This is a genomic window from Pseudomonas sp. NPDC085632 (genome assembly GCF_044541255.1).
In the GTDB taxonomy this organism is placed as follows: domain Bacteria; phylum Pseudomonadota; class Gammaproteobacteria; order Pseudomonadales; family Pseudomonadaceae; genus Aquipseudomonas.
Genome location: NZ_JBITSX010000002.1, coordinates 191929 through 213364 on the forward strand (window position 1 = coordinate 191929; position 21436 = coordinate 213364).

Consider the following 21436-nt stretch of genomic DNA (forward strand, 5'->3'; position numbering starts at 1 on the left):
CCGCGATGGCCTTGCTACAGCTGGAGCGCATCAGCGCACAGTACCCGGGCAGCCCGACACCGGTGCTGGCGGATATTTCTCTGACCCTGGGGCCTCAGCAACTGCTGGTCGCCCTCGGCCCGTCCGGCAGTGGCAAGACTTCGTTGTTGAACCTGATTGCCGGTTTCGTCGAACCGAGCGCCGGGCGCATCACTCTCGACGGCGTGCCGGTCAAAGGCCCGAGCGCCGAACGTGGCGTGGTGTTCCAGGATGACGCGTTGCTGCCTTGGCAGGACGTGTTGGCCAACGTCGCGTTCGGCCTGGAACTGGCCGGGGTCGCCAAAGACAAACGCGAAAAAATCGCCCGTGAAATGCTGGCGTTGGTTGATCTTTCCGGTTTCGAAAGCCGCCGCATCTGGCAAATCTCCGGTGGCCAGAAACAACGCGTCGGCCTCGCCCGCGCCCTCGCCGCTGACCCGCGTGTGTTGCTGATGGACGAGCCTTTCGGTGCCCTCGACGCGTTCACCCGCGAGCAGATGCAGGAGCTGTTGCTGCAAGTCTGGCAGCGCACGGCCAAGCCGGTTTTCCTGATTACCCACGACATTGAAGAAGCGGTGTTCCTTGCCACTGACTTGATTCTGCTTGCACCGAATCCGGGGCAAATCGTTGAACGTCTGCATCTGGATTTCGGTCAGCGTTACGCCGCTGGCGAGTCCGCCCGCGCGATCAAATCCGATCCGCGCTTTATCGAAACCCGCGAACACGTGCTGAGCAAAGTGTTCTCGCAACGCAGCGCCGGGCAACGGCAGGAGCGCGCATGAGCAGTTACGACGTTTCCTCGGCAGCAGTAAAACCGGTCAGCGCTTCGGTGGCGATTCCTGTGCGCCGCAGCCTCAGCACGCGCTGGATCAGCCTGCTGACGCTGTTCGCTTTGTTGGCCATCTGGTGGGCGGTGACTGCCACTGGTTTGATCGAACCACTGTTCTTGCCGCCACCGTCCGCCGTACTGCAAAAAGGTTGGCTGCTGGCGACCACGGGATACATGGATTCGACGTTGTGGCAGCACCTGGGCGCGAGCCTGAGCCGCATCGGTCTGGGTCTTGGTTTTGCGATTTTGACCGCTGTGCCGGTGGGCATTGCGATCGGCGCCAACCGCATCGCCCGTGGTGTGCTCGATCCGCTGATCGAGTTCTACCGTCCGATTCCGCCATTGGCCTATCTGCCGCTGATCGTGATCTGGTGCGGCATCGGTGAGTTGTCGAAAGTGCTGCTGATTTATCTGGCGATTTTTGCGCCGATTGCCATCGCTACCGCCACTGGCGTGCGCACAGTTGATCCAGCGAAATTGCGCGCAGCGCAGTCGTTGGGAGCGACGCGCGTGCAGCTGATTCGTCATGTGATTTTGCCGAGCGCGTTGCCGGACATTCTTACCGGCGTGCGTATTGGTCTGGGCGTTGGCTGGTCGACACTGGTTGCCGCTGAACTGATCGCCGCCACCAGTGGTTTGGGCTTTATGGTGCAGTCGGCCGCGCAATTCCTGGTCACTGATGTCGTGGTGCTGGGGATTCTGGTCATCGCCCTGATCGCCTTCGCCATGGAAATGGGCCTGCGCGCCCTGCAGCGCAAATTGGTGCCGTGGCACGGCCAGGCCCACTGATTTTTTTCAGCACTGACTACCCCGACACATCGGGGCCCGAGAATTGAAGAGAAAGACCATGAGCAGCCTCAACATCACCCCGTTAAGCTCAGCCCTCGGCGCACAAATCAGCGGCGTCGACATCAGCCAGCCATTGGGCCTGGAACACCGCGACGCGATTGAGCAGGCGCTGCTCAAATATCAGGTTTTATTCTTCCGCAATCAGCCAATCGAGCCGCCGCAACAGGCGCGCTTCGCCGCCTATTTCGGCGACCTGCACATCCACCCGATCTACCCGAACGTACCGGAACAACCGGAAGTGCTGATCCTCGACACCGCCGTCACCGACGTGCGTGACAACGCGATCTGGCACACCGACGTGACCTTCCTGCCGACACCTGCGATGGGCGCGGTGCTCAGCGCCAAGTTGCTGCCGGAGTTTGGTGGCGACACATTGTGGGCCAGCGGCATTGCCGCGTATGAAGCGCTGTCGGCGCCGCTGAAAAGTTTGCTCGAAGGGCTGACCGCGACTCACGATTTCACACGCTCGTTTCCGCTGGAGCGCTATGGCAACACGCCTGAAGCATTGGCGCAGTGGGAGGAGGCGCGACGCAAGAATCCACCGCTGTCGCATCCGGTGATTCGTACGCATCCGGTCAGTGGACGGCGGTCGTTGTTCGTCAATGAAGGCTTCACGTCGAAGCTCAATGAGCTATCGGAAACCGAGAGCGAGGCGATTCTGAAGTTTCTCTTCGCCCATGCGACGCGGCCGGAATTCACCATTCGCTGGCGCTGGCAGCAGGACGATATTGCGTTCTGGGATAACCGCGTGACGCAGCATTACGCGGTGGATGATTACCGCCCGGCGCGGCGGGTGATGCAGCGGGCGACGGTGTTGGGGGATGTGCCGTTTTTTCGTTGAGCCTTGAACAGCAAAAGCCCCTCACCCTAACCCTCCCGAAACGTCGGACCGCCCCGAGGGAGAGGGGACTGACCGAGGTGTTTGTACGAGCTACATCGACCTGAAATATCGGGTTGAATTCAAGTATTGAAAAGCATGAAGATCGGCTCCCTTTCCCCCTCGCCCCCCTGGGGGAGAGGGCTGGGGTGAGGGGGTTGGATCTTGCTGACCCAACCCAATCTTCATCACTCCGCCGTCGAAGGTTTTTCCCAAAGATTGATCCCACCCTCTTGGGCAAACCGGTCAATCTCCGCCAACTCTTCAGCACTAAAACTCAAATTCTTCAACGCCCCGACGTTCTCGATAATCTGCTCCGGCCGGCTCGCACCAATCAGCGCAGAAGTCACCCGAGGATCGCGCAGCGTCCACGCCAGCGCCAGTTGCGCCAGGCTCTGACCGCGACGCTTGGCGATTTCATTCAGCGCCCGCACGTGAGCAATGTTGGCCTCGGACAAGTGCGAAGCCTGCAGCGAACCACCGCCCGGACGATTGACCCGCGCATCCGCCGGCACGCCGTTGAGGTATTTGTCGGTGAGCAACCCTTGCGCCAGCGGCGTAAAGGCAATCACGCCTGTACCCAGTTCATCGGTGGTATCCAGCAGATCTTTTTCCACCCAGCGATTAAGCAGGTTGTAGGCCGGCTGATGAATCAGCAGCGGCACTTTCCACTCTTTCAACAGCGCCGCGATCTCGCGGGTTTTCACACCCGAGTACGACGAGATACCGATGTACAACGCCTTACCCTGCTGCACGGCAGTGGCGAGGGCGCTGGCAGTTTCTTCCAGTGGGGTGTCCGGGTCGAAGCGGTGCGAATAGAAAATATCTACATAGTCGAGCCCGAGGCGTTGCAGGCTCTGGTCGAGGCTGGCCAGCACGTATTTGCGCGAGCCGCCGCCCTGACCGTAAGGGCCGGGCCACATGTCCCAGCCGGCCTTGCTGGAGATGATCAGTTCGTCACGGTACTGCTTGAAGTCTTCACGCAGCAGGCGGCCGAAATTGATCTCGGCGCTGCCGTACGGCGGGCCATAGTTGTTGGCCAGGTCGAAGTGATTGATGCCCAGATCGAACGCGGTGCGCAGCAAGGCGCGCTGGGTGTCGATCGGCGTGCTGTCGCCAAAGTTGTGCCACAGGCCCAGCGACAGCGCCGGCAGCACCAATCCGCTGCGGCCGACGCGGCGGTAAGGGATGGAGTCGTAGCGGTTTTCGGCAGCGGTGTAAGTCATCGAATCCTCTCTTGTCTGTCTTGAAATGGGTGTCGACTGCTTCGCGAGCAAGCTCGCTCCCACCTTTGGAATGCATTTCCCTGTGGGATCGAGCTTGCTCGCGAAGGGTGTTACACAAATCGATTGCCGGGCCGGGCCAGGCCAAGGTTCTCGCGCAACGTCCGGCCCTCATACTCCGTTCTGAACAAACCACGCCGTTGCAGTTCCGGGACCACGCCACCGGCGAAGTCTTCGAGCCCACCCGGCAGGTGCGGTACCAGCACGTTGAAGCCGTCCGCCGCGCCTTGTTCAAACCATTCCTGCAAACGATCAGCAATCTGCTCCGGCGTACCGACCAGGCTGTAATGCCCTCGCCCACCTGCAATCTTGCGACCCAGTTCGGCAAGGCTCAGGTTTTCCCGACCCGCCAATTCAGTTAGCAATTTTTGCCGGCTCTGCTGACCGCTTTCCGTCAGCGGCAACTCCGGCAACGGCCCATCCAGCGGGTACTTCGACAAATCGAAGTTGCCCAGCATACGCCCAAGCAAGGCGACGCCAACCTCGGGTTCGACTAATTGCTGAAACGTTTCACATTTTTCCTGCGCCTCGGCTTCGGTGCGACCGACCACGACAAAAACCCCGGGCATTATTTTCAGCGAATCGGCGCTGCGTCCGTACTTCGGTAGACGTCCTTTGAGGTCAGCGTAAAACGCCTGAGCACTGGCCAAGGATGTCTGCGCGGTGAATACCACCTCAGCGGTCTGCGCCGCCAATTCACGCCCCGTCTCGGAAGAGCCGGCCTGCACGATCACCGGTTGCCCCTGCGGCGAGCGTGCAACGTTGAGCGGGCCTTTGACCCGGAAGTGCTCGCCGACGTGATCCAGCACGTGCAGCTTCGCAGGGTCGTAATACGCCCCACTGGCCTTGTCGCGCGCAAACGCATCATCCTCCCAACTGTCCCAAAGCCCGGTGACTACCTGATGAAATTCGCGAGCGCGGCTGTAGCGTTCGGCATGGCCGATATGTTCGTCACGCCCGAAATTAAGCGCCTCGGCAGCGTTGTCCGATGTCACCAGATTCCACCCCGCACGCCCACCCGAAAGATGATCGAGCGAGGCAAATTTGCGCGCCACGTGATACGGCTCGTTGTAACTGGTGGTCGCCGTAGCGATCAGGCCGATGTGCTCGGTCACCGCACTGAGGGCCGAGAGCAAGGTCAGCGGCTCAAAGTGATCCGAGCGCGCCATGCGACTGGCGATGTCCTGGGTCGGCGCGGCAACACTGTCAGCAACAAACAACGCATCGAACTTCGCCGCCTCGGCAATCTGCGCCAGCCATTTGTAATGAGCGAAATCCAGACCCGCATTGGCCGGCACATCCGGATGACGCCACGCCGCAACGTGGTGCCCGGTGGCCATGAGGAACGCACCGAGTTTCAACTGTCTGCTCATCTCAGAAATCCTTGCGCAGTTGCACGCCGAAATAGCGCTCGTCATCCCGTGGCACGGCGCGATAAATGTAATTGCCGCCGCTGGCGAGCAATGGCGAATAGGACTTATCGGTGAGGTTCTTGCCCAGCAGCGCGACGCGCCAGCCATTGCTGTAATCGGCCAGCGCAACACTGGCGTTCCACAGACCGTAGGCGCCCTGTTTGGTGTCGACGTTCTGGCTGATGTCGTACTGCACTTCGCTCTGCCAGCTGTAGTCGGTGCCGAGTTCGAGATCCAGACCGTTATCCAGCGGGATGCTGTAGTCGGCGCGCACGTAGCTTTTCCAGTCCGGGCTGAACGGCAGCGGTTTGCCGTTGACGTTGCACGACGCCGCCGCGCCCGCCGGGCAGGCGAATTCGTCGATGCGTGCGCGGGTGTAGGCCAGTGCGCCGGACAGTTTCAACTGCTGGGTGGCCTGCAAGGCGTAATCGAGTTCGACACCTTCGGTGCTGACACTGCCAGCGTTGATCAAACGCGTCACAACCTGACCGGCGACGGTGTCGAAGAAGTTCGCCTGATAGTTGTCGTAGTCGCTGTGGAATACCGCGAGGTTGGTGGTCAGGCGATTGTTCCAGCTCGTCGCTTTGATCCCCGCTTCCCAGGTGTTGGAGGTCTCCGGTTTAAGCGCCTCGGTGTCGCGCGGCTGCATGTTGAAGAACACGTTGTAGGCAGGGCCTTTGTAGCCGCGCGAATACGTCAGATAAGTGGTGACCGTATCGCTCAAGTCGTACTGCACGCCGAGGCGGCCGGACCAACCGTCTTCGTCCACAGAACCGGAACTGCTGGTCGCCGGTTGAATGCCGCTGACCGTGGTCGCCGAAGTGGAAACGCGGCGGTGATCGTATTCGAGATCATCGTGGGTGTAGCGCAGGCCGGCAATGCCGCGAAAGTCGGAGGTGAAGTTCAGCGTGCTCTCGCCGAACACCGCGTAACTGTCGCTGGTGGTGCTGTAATCGGCGACGCCACGGTCGGTGCGCGTGGTGGTCGTCAGGGTGCGCTGATAGGTTTCCTCGTCTTTGCCGTGCATGTAGAACAGACCGCCGACGTATTCAAGGAATTCGCCTTTCGGTGAGGCCAGACGCAGCTCTTGCGAGTATTGATCGAAGGCCAGATCACCCTTGTCTGCCGTGCCGGGAAACGCTGCGGTCACCGTGCCGAGACGATCGCCGTCCTGATACTGCGTGTTGTCCCAGCCACGCCACGCGGTGATCGACGTCAGCGTGTAATCGCCCAGTTGCCAGTCGAGCTGGCCGGACAAACCTTTGTTGATGTCCTCGACGTGTGAACGGGTGTCGGTGTTGATGTCGCGATTGTGGCTAGTCGCATTGACCGGGCTCAGCGCGTTGGCGAAGGCCGGGGTCAGCGACTTGCTGACCACGCCGTTGGGGCCGTCGTCGTGGGACTGCATGTAGTCGGCGATCAGGGTGAAAGTGACGTCGTCATTTGGCGTGAATTCCAGTTTGCCGCGCACGCCGCGATGGTTGTAGCCGTTGACTTCCTGACCGTTGTGTTGGTTGTCGACGTTGCCATCGTAGGTGCCGAACAGCGTGCTGATAGAGCCCTTCAACGTCTCCGGAATCAGGCTGCCGCCAATGCCGAACCGGGTGCGGCTTTCGTTGCCGCTGTAGTAGGACTGATCGATGTAGCCGTGTGTTTCGGCGGTCGGTGCCTTGCTGGTGATGTTGAGCACGCCGGCCGAGGCGTTTTTGCCAAACAGCGTGCCTTGCGGGCCGCGCAATACTTCGACGCGCTCCAGATCCAGCAAGTCGAGAGTGGATTGGCCGGGGCGCGCATAGACCACGCCATCGATCACCGTCGCCACGGTCGGCTCGACGCCCGGCGAGGTGGAAATCGTGCCGACACCGCGCACGAACAACGAGGTGTCCTTGTTCGAAGCGCCAGTGCGGAAGTTCAGCGACGGCACTTGCTGGACGATGCTCGCCACGCCGTTGCGGTTATCGCGTTCAAGCTGTTCGCCGTCGATCACCGACACCGCCACCGGCACTTTTTGCAGCGACTCTTCGCGACGCGTGGCCGTGACGGTCACGGATTTGAGTGTCGGCTCCTGATCACTGCTCTCGGCAGCGAATGCGTTGGGCAACGGCAGCGCCGCCAACCCCGTGAATAACCAGCCGGCGGCGCGAATCGACTGCGCCAGTGTGTGTGTCGCCCCAGGAATGTTGTGCATGTTTGCCCGCTCGAAATTGGCCCTTAACCGCTGCCGTTCTGCGACGACAGCGCCTGAATCGGTGTCTTGGGCATTCGCTCGAGCGAGTAGCAGACAGCGCGCTTTGTTAGCGCTACCATCGACAGTATTGGCAAGCCACACATAGAGCGTCCAATACTGAAAAATTACTTTTATATTCGATTTGGTTTTTAAGAAGGATCGAGCCTTGAGCGAAGAAAAACCCCGCAAACGTCGTGGCGCCGGACGTGTGACCCTCAATGCCGTGGCACGTGAGGCCGGGGTTTCGGCGATTACCGTGTCGCGATATTTCAATCAGCCCGAGCAGGTTTCGCCCGAGCGCCGCGAGCGGATTGCGGCGGTGGTGGCTGAGTTGGGTTACGTGCCGAATCTGGTGGCCGGTGGCCTGGCCTCGGCGCGGGGGAAAATCGTCGGCATGGTCATCCCGAACATCTCCGGGCCGATCTTCGCCAATACCATTCAGGGTTTCAGCGACACGCTCAGTCGTCATGGTTATCAGCTATTGCTGGCGTCGAGTTACTTCAGCACTGAACAAGAAGAAAACGCCGTGCGTGCGTTTCTCGGCTGGGCGCCGGCGGCGCTGGTGTTGACCAGTCACTTTCACAGTGCGGGCACGGAAAAGATGATTGCCGAAGCGGATATTCCGGTGATTGAAACCTGGGATTACCAGCCGGATCGCGAGCCGATGCAGATCGGTTTTTCGCATTTTGAAGTGGGCGTGACGGCGGCGAAGTATCTGCTGGGAAAAGGCTACCGACGCATTGCCTTCGTGCAGAACAGCGCTGCGGGCGACTTCAGCGCACTGGAGCGCCGCGACGGTTACGCGGCGACCTTACGAAATTCCGGCCTGGAGCCGTGGGTCTTCGCCCCCGATGCTGACCGCACGCCATTCGAGGCCGGCAAACAGGCGATGGACGTCCTGATGAACGCCTCACCGCGCCCCGATGCGATCATCTTCGCCAACGACAACCTCGCCGCCGGCGGCCTGCTGGCCGGGCAACGCGCGGGTATCAAAATCCCCGAAGACTGCGCCGTTATCGGCTTCGGGGATTACCCGTTCGCCGAGATGTTGCTGCCCAGCCTGAGCACGATCAAACCACCGGCACTCGAGATCGGTGTACTCGCCGCAACCCGCGTACTGGAAAGCCTTGGGGTATTGCCGAGCGACGAGGTGCAGCGGCTGAACCTGCTGCAGTGCCAGGTCATCGAACGCGAAAGCACCTGATGAATATGGCGGGGGCTGGATTGGCTATGCTCTAAAGAACACCAAGGTGGCCCCTTCGCGAGCAGGCTCGCTCTCACAGGGATTTCCTGTGTACATGAAATTTATGTCCAGCCGGGATCCATTGTGGGAGCGAGCCTGCTCGCGAAAGCGGTCTTTCAGGCGATACCCATCCATCAGGCAGAACGCCCCATGCACACCGCCATCATTATTTTCTTCGGCCTGATCCTGCTCGCCCTGATGCTGTACATCGGCGAGCGCATCGGCTTCAGCCGCCAGACCATGGGCTACGGCTTCGCCGCGCTGTGGTTGGCGTTGACGGTGATCAATGGCGCGGTGGGCGTGGTGCATGCCGGCCAGTCTGTGGGATCGGAGATAGCCATTGGCAGTGCGGTATTCGGGGTGCCGGTGGCGGCGATGGTGTTGTTCATGGTGCTGAGCGCCGAGTCGTAAACGGCCCGGCGCCCAGCTGCCGATCAACGCACCAGATGCAGGAACTGCATGTGGCGTTCGTACTGATCGAGGATGTCGTTGATGATCTGCTCTTTGGTGTAGCCGACCAGATCGTAGTCCTGACTGCCCTCGCTCAAATGCACTTCGGCGCGGTAATAGCGGCGGTTGTTGAGCTGCTTCGAGCCCATCCCGCCACGCGCGAATGACGGCGTGAAATAGCCGCGCATCTGCACCTGATAGATGAACGGATGCGCATCACCATGGCCGATTTCGAGGCTGACGCTGTCATTCGCCGGATCCGGCTGGGTGACGACGTTCAGGCCTTTCTCGACGAACACCGCCGTCACTTCTTCAATCGCCGGGCGCACCGTGGTGTCCATGAAGCGGTACACCTCGTCGCGCGACGGGAAGTGCACAGCCTGACTCAAGCGCTGTCGCCAGCCGCCCGTGCCGCGCCGCGAACCGGAGACCGGTGCCAGCGAATGCAACTGCGCGATCTGCTTCTGCGACTCCAGATAGAACGCCTTGTGCAGGCCCCACATCATCAGCAGCAGAATCAGCGAGAACGGCAACGAGGTCAGTACCACCGCTGACTTCAGCGCATCGATGCTGCCAGAGAACAGCAACGCACTGGTGATCAGCGCCGTCATCGCGCCCCAGAACACCCGCAGCCATTTCGGCCCGTCTTCGTCCGGATTGCCGCCCTTGGCCGACAGGGTCGAGAGCACCACGGTGCCGGAATCGGCAGAGGTGACGAAGAACACGAAGCTGATAAACACCGTCACGGCGATGACGGTTTTGCTCCATGGGTAGGTTTCCAGCAGCAGGTAAATGCTCATCGACGGGTTGTCGAGGGCCGACATGCCCAGCGCGCTCATGCCGTGGTTGAGTACCTGATCGATGGCGCTGTTGCCGAAGATCGACATCCACGCGAGGGTGAAACCGAGCGGAATCAGCAGCACGCCGAAGACGAATTCGCGGATGGTGCGGCCACGGGAAATCCGTGCGATGAACAGGCCCACGAACGGCGACCATGCAATCCACCAGGCCCAGTAAAACACCGTCCAGCCGCCGAGCCAGTCGCTCGGTTTGTCGTAGGCATAGAGGTCGAAGCTCTTCATCGGCAAGGCGCCGAGGTAGTCGCCGATATTCTGGATCAAGGTGTTGAGCAGGTGCTGGGTAGGCCCGGCGAACAACACAAACAGCAGCAGTGCACAGGCCAGCAGCATGTTGATGTCGGACATCACCCGCACGCCTTTATCCACACCGGAGACCGCAACAATGATCGCCGCGCCCATCATCAGCGTGATCAGGCCGACCTGAATCCACTGGGTGTGTGCGATGCCGAACAGGTAGTCGAGACCGGAGTTGAGGTGCAACACCCCAAAGCCCATGTCGGCGCCCAGACCGAACACCGTGGCGATGATGCCGAAGCCATCCACTGCGTAACCGATGGGGCCGTTGATGCGCTTGCCGATCAGCGGGTACAGCGCCGAGCGCAGGGCCAGCGGCAGGTTGTGGCGGTAAGCGAAATAGGCCAGCGCCATGCCGACGAAGGCGAACACGCCCCAGCCATGCAGGCCCCAATGCAGAAACAGAACCTGCATCGCCTGACGTGCCGCATCCGCCGTGCCGGCCTCGCCTTGCGGCGGTTGCAGCATGTGCGTCAGCGGTTCCGAGACGCAGAAGAAGAACAACGTGATGCTGATCCCGGCGGCGAACAGCATGCCGGCCCAGGACAGGTAACTGAATTCGGGTTCGTCGTGGTCGGCACCGAGTTTTATCTTGCCGTAGCCGGATAAGGCGGTGACCACCACGAAGACCAGATACAGGGTCATCGCGAGCATGTAGTACCAGCCGACCGTGTTGGCCGCCCAGTTTTGCGCCTCCAGCAGCCAGGCGCCGGCCTGTTCAGGCATGGCGATGACCACGAGACCAAACAGCAGAATGACCGTCGCGGCGAAGTAGAACACCGGCGGATTCATGCGCACCAGACCGCTGGCGGGGGTAGACGATGCACTCATGAAACGTGCACCTCGAGGGGTTGAAACATGGCTGAAATGATCGGACTCAGCAAAGGCAAGCCTCCTGTTGTGAGCGGGCAGCGAACCACCGGTTTAACTTGAATGAACGTTCAAGTTAAACATGGATAGGGTGGTAAGGACTAATCGCAGGGCTGGGCGGTAGTTTTCCTACAGTAGCCCAAGGAGGTGTATGACGCGGGTTTGGAGGAATTCGTTCAACAGCAACATGGCCTTATGCCCATACCTGTAGGAGCTGCCGAAGGCTGCGATCTTTTGCTGTAGTTTTTGTAGATCAAAAGATCGCAGCCTTCGGCAGCTCCTACATGGGATCTTACTTTTGCGTGCCGTCATCGTGCTGCAGGTTGGCCTGGGTCAGATTGCATCCGGCCGGCACGCTGCGCGTCAGCCAGACATTGCCGCCAATGGTCGACCCCTTGCCAATGGTAATCCGCCCAAGAATCGTCGCCCCGGCGTAAATCACCACATCGTCTTCCACGATCGGATGACGCGGATGGCCCTTCTGCAACTGCCCGTCCTCATCCGCCGGAAAGCGCTTGGCGCCCAACGTCACCGCCTGATAAATCCGCACGCGCTCGCCAATGATCGCCGTCTCACCAATCACCACACCCGTACCGTGATCGATAAAGAAGCTGCGGCCGATCTGCGCACCCGGATGGATATCGATGCCGGTCGCCGAATGGGCGATTTCCGCGCTGATCCGCGCCAGCAGCGGCAGCCCGGCACGATACAAATGATGAGCGAGACGATGGTGAATCACCGCCAGAATCCCCGGATAGCACAGCAGCACCTCATCAACACTGCGCGCCGCCGGATCACCGTGATAAGCGGCCAGCACATCGGTGTCGAGCAGCGTGCGCAGGCCCGGCAACGCCAAGGCAAAGTCCTGCACGATCTGGATGGCACGAGCCTCGACCTCAGTGTCAGCCTGCGCGCTATGGCGGGCGACGTAGCGCAGCTCCAGGCGGGTCTGCGCCAACAAGGCATTCAGCGCGACATCGAGGGTGTGGCCGACGTAGAAATCCTCACTCTCTTCGCGCAGATCGACCGGCCCCAAACGCATCGGGAACAGCGCGCCACACAACGCTTCAAGAATCTCCGCCATCGCTGCCCGCGACGGTAACTCGCGCCCCCCCTGCTCGCCGGAGGCCCGGCCGTTCTGTGCCCGCCACTGATCCCGCGCGCTGCGCAGTTGACTGACGATGGTCTGCAATTGCCAATGGCTGGAACGCTCGCTCACGGTAAAGACTCCTCACGGGCGGCCGGACTGTCTGGCCGCGTCAACGGCGCCTACTTTACGGCATGCTTACGAGGGCGAATTAAGAACCGATAGTGCTGGCCTCAGTTCATTTGGCTATAAGCGATCCACGGTTGCCCCAGCAAAAGCGCGTGCCTATAGTCCTTTCATCTTCCTCCGCCAGTACGGACTCATGATCAAACAACAGCTGGACCGCTTTAACCGTCTCGACCTGCTCGGCCACCCGACGCCACTGGAAAAACTCGAACGCTTGTCCACCTGGCTCGGTCGCGAGGTGTACATCAAACGCGATGACCTGACGCCGCTGGCCATGGGCGGCAACAAACTGCGCAAACTCGAATACCTCGCTGCCGATGCCTTGGCGCAAGGCGCCGACACGCTGATCACCGCCGGCGCCTTGCAATCGAACCACGTCCGCCAGACCGCCGCACTGGCCGCCAAATTGGGCTTGGGTTGCGTGGCGCTGCTGGAAAATCCGCTGGGCACTGACGACAGCAATTACACAGGCAACGGCAACCGTTTGCTGCTGGATCTGTTCGACACCAAGGTCGAACTCGTCGCCAACCTCGACAACGCTGACGAACAACTGGCGGCCCTCGCCGTGCGTTTGCGCAGCAATGGCAAGAAGCCGTATCTGGTGCCGATCGGAGGCTCGAATGCGCTCGGTGCGTTGGGTTACGTGCGCGCAGGGCTGGAACTGGCTGAGCAGATCAAGGACACCGGGCCGAATTTCGCCGCAGTGGTGTTGGCCTCGGGCAGCGCCGGGACGCACAGTGGCCTGGCATTGGCGTTGAGCGAAGTGTTGCCGCAATTGCCGGTGATTGGCGTGACGGTTTCGCGCAGTGAAGAAGACCAGCGGCCGAAGGTTCAGGGCCTCGCCGAACGTACGGCGGAGCTGCTCGGCGTCGAGCTGCCAGCGAGTTTCAAGGTTGAGTTGTGGGACGAATATTTCGGCCCGCGTTATGGCGAGCCGAATGCCGGAACGTTGGCGGCGGTGAAGTTGCTGGCGAGTCAGGAAGCGCTGTTGCTGGATCCGGTTTATACCGGCAAGGCGATGGCGGGGTTGCTGGACGGGATCGGGCGTCAGCGCTTTGATGAGGGGCCGATTATTTTCTTGCACACCGGCGGCGCGCCGGCGTTGTTTGCTTATAGGGATTTTCTGTAAGAGCAAAATCAAAAGATCGCAGCCTGCGGCAGCTCCTACACGGGATTACCTGTAGGAGCTGCCGCAGGCTGCGATCTTTTTCCACAGACGCTTCATATTCCAATAAAGAATATCATTTTCAATATTAAGTATTTTCAAGTCTAACCAAGACATCCTATAGTCTCGCCGCAGGCGAATTTCGCGCAAGACGCATAAGCTGCTTTAAGGCAGGATAGCGCTGTCGTCGAAATCATAAATTCGCCAACTTTCCTTAAGCGTCTTCCATAAGAAAACACAGGGGCTCGTCATGAATTTTTCCGCACTACGTCGCAATCTGCTGGTGGGTTCGCTGGGCCTGGCGCTGAGCGCCGGTCTGATCGGCCAGGCAGTGGCCGGTGAGCAGCTGCAACAGATCAAGGACAAGGGCGTTATCAACGTCGGCCTGGAAGGCACTTATCCACCGTTCAGCTTCGTCGATGCCGACGGCAAACTGTCCGGTTTCGAAGTCGAACTCTCCGAAGCGCTGGCGCAAAAGCTTGGTGTCAAAGCCAAGGTTCAGCCAACCAAGTGGGACGGTATCCTCGCGGCGCTGGAATCCAAGCGTCTGGACGTTGTCGTCAACCAGGTGACCATCTCCGAAGAGCGCAAGAAGAAGTATGACTTCTCCGAGCCGTACACCGTTTCCGGGATTCAGGCGCTGGTGCTGAAAAGCAAAGAAGCGACGCTGAACATCAAGACCGCCGCCGACCTGTCCGGCAAGAAAGTCGGTGTAGGCCTGGGCACCAACTACGAACAATGGGTCCGCGCCAACGTGCCAGGCGCTGACGTGCGCACCTACGACGATGATCCGACCAAGTTCGCCGACCTCAACAACGGCCGCACCGACGCCATCCTGATCGACCGTCTGGCCGCCCTCGAGTATGCCAAGAAAGCGCCGAAAACCGTCGCTGCCGGTGAAGCTTTCTCCCGTCAGGAAGCCGGTGTTGCCCTGCGCAAGGGCGAGCCTGAACTGCTGGCCGCCGTGAACAAGGCCCTCGACGAGCTGCGTGCCGACGGCACCCTGAAGAAGCTGTCCGAGAAGTACTTCAACGCTGACGTCACTAAGTAATGGAAGAGGCTTTCCAACTCGCACTGGACTCCGCGCCCTTCTTGCTCAAGGGCGCGTACTACACGGTAGTCCTCAGCCTCGGCGGGATGTTCTTCGGCCTGCTGCTGGGCTTCGGCCTGGCGCTGATGCGCCTGTCGCGCTTCAAATCGGTGAGCTGGCTGGCGCGCATCTACGTGTCGTTCTTTCGTGGCACGCCGTTGCTGGTGCAACTGTTCGTGATCTATTACGGCTTGCCGCAATTGGGTCTCGAACTGGATCCGCTGCCGGCGGCACTGATTGGCTTCTCGCTGAACATGGCCGCTTACGCCTGTGAAATCCTCCGCGCTGCGATCGGTTCGATCGAGCGTGGTCAGTGGGAAGCCGCTGCGAGCATCGGCATGACCCGTGCGCAAACCCTGCGCCGGGCCATCCTGCCGCAAGCGATGCGCACGGCGTTGCCGCCGCTGGGCAACAGCTTCATTTCGCTGGTCAAGGACACGGCACTGGCCGCCACCATTCAGGTGCCGGAGCTGTTCCGTCAGGCGCAATTGATTACCGCCCGGACTTTTGAAGTCTTCACCATGTATCTTGCCGCCGCGCTGATCTACTGGATTCTGGCCACGGTGCTTTCGCACTTCCAGAACAAGTTGGAAGAGCGGGTCAATCGGCACGACCAGGAGTCCTGACCCCATGATTGTCGTGGAAAAACTGACCAAGCAATTCAAGGGTCAAGTGGTGCTCAATGGCATCGACCTTGAGGTCAAGGAAGGCGAAGTCGTCGCGATCATCGGCCCCAGCGGTTCGGGGAAAACGACATTCCTGCGCTGTCTGAATTTCCTTGAACAACCCACCAGCGGCCGGATCAAGGTCGGCGATATCGAGATTGATACCAGCCGCCCGCTCAACCAGCAGCAAAGTCTGGTGCGCAACCTGCGCCAGCATGTGGGCTTTGTGTTCCAGAACTTCAACCTGTTCCCCCATCGCACCGCATTGGAGAACGTCATCGAAGGCCCGATCGTGGTCAAGAAGATGCCGCGCGACGCTGCCATTGTTCTGGGCAAAAAGCTCATGGCCAAGGTGGGGCTCGCCGGCAAGGAAGATGCTTATCCTCGTCGCCTCTCCGGCGGTCAGCAACAGCGCGTGGCGATTGCCCGGGCGCTGGCGATGGAACCGGAAGTGATCCTGTTCGACGAACCGACGTCGGCTCTCGACCCGGAACTGGTCGGCGAAGTGCTGGCGACCATTCGTGGCCTGGCTGAAGAGAAACGCACCATGGTCATCGTCACCCACGAAATGGGTTTTGCTCGCGACGTGGCCAACCGTGTGGTGTTTTTTGACAAAGGCGTGATCGTTGAACAAGGCGAAGCCAAAGCATTGTTTGCCAATCCGAAAGAAGAACGCACTAAACAGTTTCTCAGCAAGTTTCTGAATCACGCCTAAATAATTTTATCGCCGCATCGGAAACTTCCACGGATGGAAGTTACCTTCAACAAACACCAGCATTACCCCTCCAGACAACACATATCCGAAGCGGTACATATATATGTTCTGCAACAGATAATGCCCGCCTGCTACCCGCTCCACCCGGCATGAGAGCGCTCGAATAAATCTAAGCAAAAAACGCAAAAAAACCTTCAGTTCCGTGGCTCATTTCGTCTTGGCACTTAGGCATCCGGCCTCAACGACGTAGGAAACTTCTGATTAATTCGTAATTAACGGATTAACTAACATCGTCTATTGACACCCCCTCCCGCAGACTCTTATCTAGTCGACAACCGGCACCACTTAGTTCAACCAACCCCGTATTCAACTTGAATAAAAGTTCAATGTTTTATTGCCAGTTTATTCACGCCTTTTGTTCTTCCAGAAACGGACTTCGCTGCAAGGCTTCAAGGAGAGAAATCGATGACCCGAACTTCGCATACCCCCGAACTGGCAGCGCCGACCGTGACGCCAGCGCAAAAAAACGGCATCAATCTGGCCGCCGCCGCCCATCTGGTGGTCGAGGTGTCACCCTATCCCGACATGGATAGCGGAGACCTGATCGAGCTGTTCTGGAACAAATGCTATGTCGCCTCCAGGGTGCTGACAGCGGATGACGTCGGCACCGCAATCAGCCTACGGGTCCCGGAAAGCTTTATCGTCAACGGCACCACGCGCATTCACTACCGGGTGATGCAGGTCGGTCAGGGGCCGGCGTTATCGGCGGCGACGCGCGTGCAGGTCAAACTGGACTGCCCCGGCGGGCAACCTTCAGCGCTGAGCGGAGACGAAAACCAGCAACTGGCCCCCGTGACCATCCCCGACGCCATTCGCCGTCAGGGTGTGAATCCAAACCAGATCAAACGCGGCGTTCCGCTGACCATTGAGCCCTACCTGAACATGGCCGAGGACGACGCCATTACCTTGCGCTGGGGCGATGTACGCATGGATCTGGCGCCGATCACGGCAGCGGATATCGGGTTGCCGATTCAGGTCTGGGTGCCCCCGGCGGTGATTGTCGAAGCAGGCGAGGATCTGCGGCTGGACGTGACGTATTGCATTCTCGATCGGGTCGGCAACAACTCGCGCTGGGCGCCGCCAAGAACGCTGAAGATCGGTTGCGCAAACCCTTATCTGAAAGTGCCCCTCAGGCCAAAACTCTTGGCTGCCGAATCGCGTAAAGATTGATCCTCTCAACGATGAAGGGGCCCCGGCCCCCTTATCTGAAAATTCTTAACCAACCCGACCATCACCCCTTCTATACATATTCCTAAAAGTTAGTTTATTTAATATTTATACACGCTTAGGGTATATGAACCGGACCACCGGACATTCTTTCGTTCGCCGCACTTTTGCGGCGTTTTTCATGAGATGTGAGGTAGGTAGTATGGTCCGGAACACAATCACCCCAGTGCAGATCGCCAGGGCATTGCGTGCAGCCAAGGAGCGGCACTGATGTCCAGTCTGGCAGACGCAAACGTCCAGTCGGATCTGGACATCGCCCCACTGTTGTTGCCCGCGCAGGTCTTGCGCAACGACGCCCAAGCCATCAAGGCCGCCCATGAACTGGCGCAAGTCGCCCGCGTGCAGGCTGCCAAACGCGACCGTCAGCGCAAGTTGCCGTGGTCAGAAATCGAGCAATTCACCCGCAGCGGTCTGGGCAGCATTGCCATCCCGCGTGAATACGGTGGTCCGCAGGTTTCGTTCGTCACATTGGCCGAAGTATTCGCGATCATTTCTGCCGCCGATCCGGCGCTGGGACAGATCCCGCAGAACCAGTTCGGCATCATCAATCTGGTGCTCGGCAGCGCCACCGAAGCGCAGAAAAAGCAGCTGTTCCAGAGCGTTCTGGAAGGCTGGCGCATCGGCAACGCCGGCCCGGAACGCGGCACAAAAAACACCCTGGAGCTGAAAGCTCGGATCACCGCCCACGGTGATGATTACGTGATCAACGGCCAGAAGTTTTATTCCACCGGTGCGCTGTTTGCGCATTGGGTGGCGGTCAAGGCGCTCAACGATGACGGCAAGCAAGTGCTGGCCTTTGTCCGTCGTGGTACGCCGGGCCTGCGCATCGTTGATGACTGGTCAGGCTTCGGTCAGCGCACCACTGCCAGCGGCACGATTCTGTTGAACAACGTGCGTGTCGAGTCGAGCCTGGTCGTCGACAACTGGAAGATCAACGAAACCCCAAACACCCAAGGCGCCGTGTCGCAGCTGATTCAAGCGGCCATCGACGCCGGCATCGCCCGTGGTGCCATCGACGACGCCATCGAGTTCGTCAAAACCCGTGCACGGCCATGGATCGATGCCAAGGTTGATCGCGCCAGCGATGACCTCTACGTAATCGCCGACATCGGCAAATTGAAAATCGAGCTGCACGCCGCCGAAGCGCTGCTGCGCAAAGCCGGCAAAGTCCTTGATCTAGTGCACGCCGCAACGCTCACCGCAGAATCCGCCGCACGCGCTTCTATCGCCGTGGCCGAAGCGAAAGTGCTGACCACCGAAATTTCTTTACTCGCCAGCGAGAAACTTTTCGAACTGGCCGGCAGCCGCGCGACCCTCGCCGAATTCAACCTCGACCGTCACTGGCGCAACGCCCGCGTGCACACGCTGCACGACCCGGTGCGCTGGAAATATCACGCGGTCGGCGCCTACCGCCTCAACGGCACTTTGCCGGCTCGCCATTCCTGGATCTGAGACGACCAGACATCTGGAGAAAAACATGACGCTTTCCCATCACGTCGCGGTCATCACCAGCGATGAGCAAGCCCTGATCGTCGCCAGCGACCTGGCCGAAGATTTCAAACGCGACAGCGCCCTGCGCGACCGTGAACGTCGCTTGCCACTGCCGGAACTCGATGTATTTTCCCGCTCCGGTCTATGGGGCATCAGCGTGCCGAAAGAATACGGTGGCGCCGGCGTGTCCAACGTGACCCTGGCGAAAGTCATCGCCCTGATCGCTCAGGCTGACGGTTCGCTCGGGCAGATTCCGCAGAACCATTTCTACGCGCTGGAAGTGCTGCGGGTGAACGGTAGCCATGCGCAGAAACAGCGGCTGTACGCCGAGGTTATCGCCGGCCAACGCTTCGGCAATGCCTTGGCAGAACTGGGCACCAAAACGGCCCACGACCGCGTCACCAGTCTCAAACGCGACGGTGACGGCTATCGCATCAATGGCCGCAAGTTCTATGCGACCGGAGCGATTTACGCTCAGCGCATTCCGACTTCTGTGGTGGATGAAAACGGCGTACAGCAATTGGCTTTCGTCCCGCGTGACAGCAAAGGCCTGACGGTGATCGACGACTGGAGCGGCTTTGGCCAACGCACCACCGGTAGCGGCTCCGTAGTGTTCGAAGACGTGTATGTGGCCGCCGAAGACGTGCTGCCGTTTCAAAGCGCTTTCGAACGCCCAACCACGGTCGGCCCGTTGGCACAAATCCTTCACGCCGCCATCGACACCGGCATCGCCCGCGCCGCTTACGAAGACGCGCTGCACTTCGTGCGCAGCAAAACCCGCCCATGGATCGATTCCGGCAACGATAAAGCCACCGAAGATCCGCTGACGCTGAAAAGCTTCGGCCACTTGAGCATTCGCCTGCACGCCACCGAAGCCTTGCTCGAACGTGCCGGCGAATTCCTCGACGCCGCGCAAGCCGAGACCAACGCAGAGACCGTCGCTGCCGCATCCATTGCCGTCGCCGAAGCACGGGCGATCAGCACCGAAATTTCTCTGGCCGCCGGCAGCACCTTGTTCGAACTGGCCGGTAGCCAGGCGACCCTGATCGAGCACGGCCTCGACCGCCACTGGCGTAACGCCCGCGTGCATACGCTGCACGACCCGGTGCGCTGGAAGTATCACGCGGTGGGCAACTACTACCTCAATGACGAAAAACCTCCGTTGCGAGGGACGATCTGATGAGCGCCGCAAAAAAGAAGATCCTGCTCAACGCGTTCAACATGAACTGCATCGGCCACATCAACCATGGCCTGTGGACGCATCCGCGCGACACCTCGACGCGCTACAACACCCTCGAATACTGGACGGAACTGGCGCAATTGCTTGAGCGTGGGCTGTTCGACGGCTTGTTCATCGCCGACATCGTCGGTGTGTACGACGTCTACCAGAACTCGGTCGACGTGACGCTGAAAGAGTCGATCCAGTTACCGGTCAACGATCCGCTGCTGCTGGTTTCAGCCATGGCCGCCGTGACCAAAAATCTCGGCTTCGGCCTCACCGCGAATCTCACCTACGAGCCGCCCTATCTGTTCGCCCGCCGCATGTCCACGCTCGATCACTTGAGCCGTGGTCGCGTCGGCTGGAACATCGTCACCGGCTACCTCGACAGCGCCGCCAAAGCCATGGGCCTGCGCGAACAGGTCGAGCACGACCGTCGTTATGATCAGGCCGACGAGTACCTGGAAGTGCTCTACAAACTCTGGGAAGGCAGTTGGGAAAACGGCGCCGTACTCAACGACCGCGAACAACGCATCTACGCCAACCCGGAAAAAGTGCACAAGGTCGAACACAAGGGCGAGTTTTATCAGGTCGAGGGCTATCACCTCTGCGAGCCTTCACCACAACGCACGCCAGTGTTGTTTCAGGCGGGCAGTTCTGATCGCGGTTTGCTCTTCGCCGGGCGCCATGCCGAGTGCGTTTTCATCAGCGGTCAGAACAAGCCATCGACCAGGGTTCAGGTCGACAAAGTGCGTGCCAGCGCCGTTGAAGCGGGGCGAAATCCCGAGGACATCAAGGTGTTCATGGGCCTTAACGTGATTGTCGGCGCGACTGAGGAAGCCGCCTGGGCCAAGCACGCCGAGTATCTCAGCTACGCCAGCGCCGAGGCCGGCGTGGCGCATTTTTCCGCGTCGACCGGCATCGATTTTTCGCAGTACGAAATCGACGAACCGATCCAGTACGTGAAGAGCAACGCGATTCAGTCGGCGACCAAGAACCTGCAGAACAACGACTGGACCCGGCGCAAATTGCTCGATCAGCACGCCCTTGGTGGTCGTTACATCACCGTGGTCGGCTCGGCTGAGCAAGTGGCGGATGAACTGGAATCGTGGATTGCCGAGACCGGCCTCGATGGGTTCAATCTGACGCGGATTGTTACGCCGGAAAGTTATATCCATTTCATTGACCTGGTGATTCCGGAGCTACAGCGGCGTGGTTCCTACAAGACCGCGTATGACACCGGCAGCTTGCGCGAGAAGCTGTTTCATGGCGAAGCGCACCTGCCCGCGCAGCACACAGGCTCCGCGTTTCGCCGCTAG

General features: G+C 59.9%; 18 protein-coding genes. 13 read left to right on the plus strand and 5 right to left on the minus strand.

Going from position 1 to position 21436, the window contains the following annotated elements; genetic code table 11:
* The first annotated feature begins 5 nt into the window (after nucleotides 1-5).
* The 3 genes from tauB to tauD are packed head-to-tail and all read left to right on the plus strand — an operon-like array spanning nucleotide 6 to nucleotide 2537.
* On the plus strand, nucleotides 6-800 hold the full coding sequence (gene tauB, locus ACIF4X_RS02770; protein ID WP_397480824.1) for a taurine ABC transporter ATP-binding subunit: 795 nt from the start codon (nucleotides 6-8) through the stop codon (nucleotides 798-800).
* A complete protein-coding gene (gene tauC / locus ACIF4X_RS02775; RefSeq protein ID WP_397480825.1) occupies nucleotides 797-1636 on the plus strand; it encodes a taurine ABC transporter permease TauC in 840 nt (279 codons plus the stop codon). The genes tauB and tauC overlap by 4 nt, the downstream gene beginning before the upstream one ends.
* 58 nt (nucleotides 1637-1694) lie before the next feature.
* Nucleotides 1695-2537, plus strand: a complete 843-nt coding sequence (gene tauD, locus ACIF4X_RS02780) for a taurine dioxygenase (RefSeq protein ID WP_397480826.1) — start codon at nucleotides 1695-1697, stop codon at nucleotides 2535-2537.
* A 224-nt stretch (nucleotides 2538-2761) separates the two neighbouring features.
* On the opposite strand, the gene mgrA is transcribed toward tauD, so the two are convergent.
* The 3 genes from mgrA to ACIF4X_RS02795 form a co-directional block, all read right to left on the minus strand.
* Nucleotides 2762-3799: an L-glyceraldehyde 3-phosphate reductase gene (gene mgrA / locus ACIF4X_RS02785; RefSeq protein ID WP_007917913.1), complete on the minus strand. Its 1038-nt coding sequence runs from the start codon at nucleotides 3797-3799 to the stop codon at nucleotides 2762-2764.
* Nucleotides 3800-3909: 110 nt separating this feature from the next.
* A complete protein-coding gene (locus ACIF4X_RS02790) occupies nucleotides 3910-5229 on the minus strand; it encodes an LLM class flavin-dependent oxidoreductase (RefSeq protein ID WP_397480827.1) in 1320 nt (439 codons plus the stop codon).
* Between the two features lies 1 nt (nucleotide 5230).
* On the minus strand, nucleotides 5231-7456 hold the full coding sequence (locus ACIF4X_RS02795; protein WP_397480828.1) for a TonB-dependent receptor: 2226 nt from the start codon (nucleotides 7454-7456) through the stop codon (nucleotides 5231-5233).
* Nucleotides 7457-7661: 205 nt separating this feature from the next.
* Here ACIF4X_RS02795 and ACIF4X_RS02800 point away from each other — a divergent pair, with 205 nt between their 5' ends.
* A complete protein-coding gene (locus tag ACIF4X_RS02800; RefSeq protein WP_397480829.1) occupies nucleotides 7662-8699 on the plus strand; it encodes a LacI family DNA-binding transcriptional regulator in 1038 nt (345 codons plus the stop codon).
* 189 nt (nucleotides 8700-8888) lie between these two features.
* Entirely contained in the window at nucleotides 8889-9149 is a 261-nt protein-coding gene (locus tag ACIF4X_RS02805; protein WP_077570197.1) for a hypothetical protein, read from the plus strand.
* Between the two features lie 23 nt (nucleotides 9150-9172).
* Here ACIF4X_RS02805 and betT read toward each other — a convergent pair whose 3' ends face one another.
* Together betT and epsC are read right to left on the minus strand one after the other, a co-directional pair.
* Entirely contained in the window at nucleotides 9173-11134 is a 1962-nt protein-coding gene (gene betT / locus ACIF4X_RS02810) for a choline transporter BetT (protein WP_172828122.1), read from the minus strand.
* 370 nt (nucleotides 11135-11504) lie between these two features.
* On the minus strand, nucleotides 11505-12431 hold the full coding sequence (gene epsC / locus ACIF4X_RS02815; RefSeq protein WP_016983653.1) for a serine O-acetyltransferase EpsC: 927 nt from the start codon (nucleotides 12429-12431) through the stop codon (nucleotides 11505-11507).
* 190 nt (nucleotides 12432-12621) lie between these two features.
* On the opposite strand from epsC, the gene ACIF4X_RS02820 reads away from it, so the two are divergent.
* The 8 genes from ACIF4X_RS02820 (at nucleotide 12622) to ACIF4X_RS02855 (ending at nucleotide 21436) form a co-directional block, all read left to right on the plus strand.
* Nucleotides 12622-13614, plus strand: coding sequence for a D-cysteine desulfhydrase (locus tag ACIF4X_RS02820; protein ID WP_397480830.1), 993 nt, complete (start codon nucleotides 12622-12624; stop codon nucleotides 13612-13614).
* Nucleotides 13615-13900: 286 nt separating this feature from the next.
* The gene (tcyJ, locus tag ACIF4X_RS02825) at nucleotides 13901-14701 is read left to right on the plus strand and encodes a cystine ABC transporter substrate-binding protein (RefSeq protein ID WP_397480831.1); all 801 of its coding nucleotides are present in this window, start codon (nucleotides 13901-13903) and stop codon (nucleotides 14699-14701) included.
* On the plus strand, nucleotides 14701-15366 hold the full coding sequence (tcyL, locus tag ACIF4X_RS02830; RefSeq protein ID WP_007918741.1) for a cystine ABC transporter permease: 666 nt from the start codon (nucleotides 14701-14703) through the stop codon (nucleotides 15364-15366). The genes tcyJ and tcyL overlap by 1 nt, the downstream gene beginning before the upstream one ends.
* Before the next feature lie 4 nt (nucleotides 15367-15370).
* Complete coding sequence (gene tcyN, locus ACIF4X_RS02835; RefSeq protein WP_007918739.1) at nucleotides 15371-16120, plus strand: L-cystine ABC transporter ATP-binding protein TcyN; 750 nt, start codon at nucleotides 15371-15373, stop codon at nucleotides 16118-16120.
* Nucleotides 16121-16585: 465 nt separating this feature from the next.
* Nucleotides 16586-17350 (plus strand): hypothetical protein, encoded by a 765-nt coding sequence (locus tag ACIF4X_RS02840; protein ID WP_397480832.1) that lies wholly within the window; start codon nucleotides 16586-16588, stop codon nucleotides 17348-17350.
* A gap of 267 nt (nucleotides 17351-17617) precedes the next feature.
* The gene (locus ACIF4X_RS02845; RefSeq protein ID WP_397480833.1) at nucleotides 17618-18859 is read left to right on the plus strand and encodes an SfnB family sulfur acquisition oxidoreductase; all 1242 of its coding nucleotides are present in this window, start codon (nucleotides 17618-17620) and stop codon (nucleotides 18857-18859) included.
* A gap of 25 nt (nucleotides 18860-18884) precedes the next feature.
* A complete protein-coding gene (locus tag ACIF4X_RS02850; RefSeq protein WP_397480834.1) occupies nucleotides 18885-20078 on the plus strand; it encodes an SfnB family sulfur acquisition oxidoreductase in 1194 nt (397 codons plus the stop codon).
* The gene (locus ACIF4X_RS02855; RefSeq protein ID WP_397480835.1) at nucleotides 20078-21436 is read left to right on the plus strand and encodes an LLM class flavin-dependent oxidoreductase; all 1359 of its coding nucleotides are present in this window, start codon (nucleotides 20078-20080) and stop codon (nucleotides 21434-21436) included. Before ACIF4X_RS02850 ends, ACIF4X_RS02855 begins: the two co-directional genes overlap by 1 nt.

What these genes read in the sequence shown, in the direction of transcription:
- tauB (WP_397480824.1), top strand. Translation starts at nt 6, where the DNA reads ATGGCCTTGCTACAGCTGGAGCGCATCAGCGCACAGTACCCGGGCAGC.
- tauC (WP_397480825.1), top strand. Translation starts at nt 797, where the DNA reads ATGAGCAGTTACGACGTTTCCTCGGCAGCAGTAAAACCGGTCAGCGCT.
- tauD (WP_397480826.1), top strand. Translation starts at nt 1,695, where the DNA reads ATGAGCAGCCTCAACATCACCCCGTTAAGCTCAGCCCTCGGCGCACAA.
- mgrA (WP_007917913.1), bottom strand. Translation starts at nt 3,799, where the DNA reads ATGACTTACACCGCTGCCGAAAACCGCTACGACTCCATCCCTTACCGC.
- ACIF4X_RS02790 (WP_397480827.1), bottom strand. Translation starts at nt 5,229, where the DNA reads ATGAGCAGACAGTTGAAACTCGGTGCGTTCCTCATGGCCACCGGGCAC.
- ACIF4X_RS02795 (WP_397480828.1), bottom strand. Translation starts at nt 7,456, where the DNA reads ATGCACAACATTCCTGGGGCGACACACACACTGGCGCAGTCGATTCGC.
- ACIF4X_RS02805 (WP_077570197.1), top strand. Translation starts at nt 8,889, where the DNA reads ATGCACACCGCCATCATTATTTTCTTCGGCCTGATCCTGCTCGCCCTG.
- betT (WP_172828122.1), bottom strand. Translation starts at nt 11,134, where the DNA reads ATGAATCCGCCGGTGTTCTACTTCGCCGCGACGGTCATTCTGCTGTTT.
- ACIF4X_RS02820 (WP_397480830.1), top strand. Translation starts at nt 12,622, where the DNA reads ATGATCAAACAACAGCTGGACCGCTTTAACCGTCTCGACCTGCTCGGC.
- tcyJ (WP_397480831.1), top strand. Translation starts at nt 13,901, where the DNA reads ATGAATTTTTCCGCACTACGTCGCAATCTGCTGGTGGGTTCGCTGGGC.
- tcyL (WP_007918741.1), top strand. Translation starts at nt 14,701, where the DNA reads ATGGAAGAGGCTTTCCAACTCGCACTGGACTCCGCGCCCTTCTTGCTC.
- tcyN (WP_007918739.1), top strand. Translation starts at nt 15,371, where the DNA reads ATGATTGTCGTGGAAAAACTGACCAAGCAATTCAAGGGTCAAGTGGTG.
- ACIF4X_RS02840 (WP_397480832.1), top strand. Translation starts at nt 16,586, where the DNA reads ATGACCCGAACTTCGCATACCCCCGAACTGGCAGCGCCGACCGTGACG.
- ACIF4X_RS02845 (WP_397480833.1), top strand. Translation starts at nt 17,618, where the DNA reads ATGTCCAGTCTGGCAGACGCAAACGTCCAGTCGGATCTGGACATCGCC.
- ACIF4X_RS02850 (WP_397480834.1), top strand. Translation starts at nt 18,885, where the DNA reads ATGACGCTTTCCCATCACGTCGCGGTCATCACCAGCGATGAGCAAGCC.
- ACIF4X_RS02855 (WP_397480835.1), top strand. Translation starts at nt 20,078, where the DNA reads ATGAGCGCCGCAAAAAAGAAGATCCTGCTCAACGCGTTCAACATGAAC.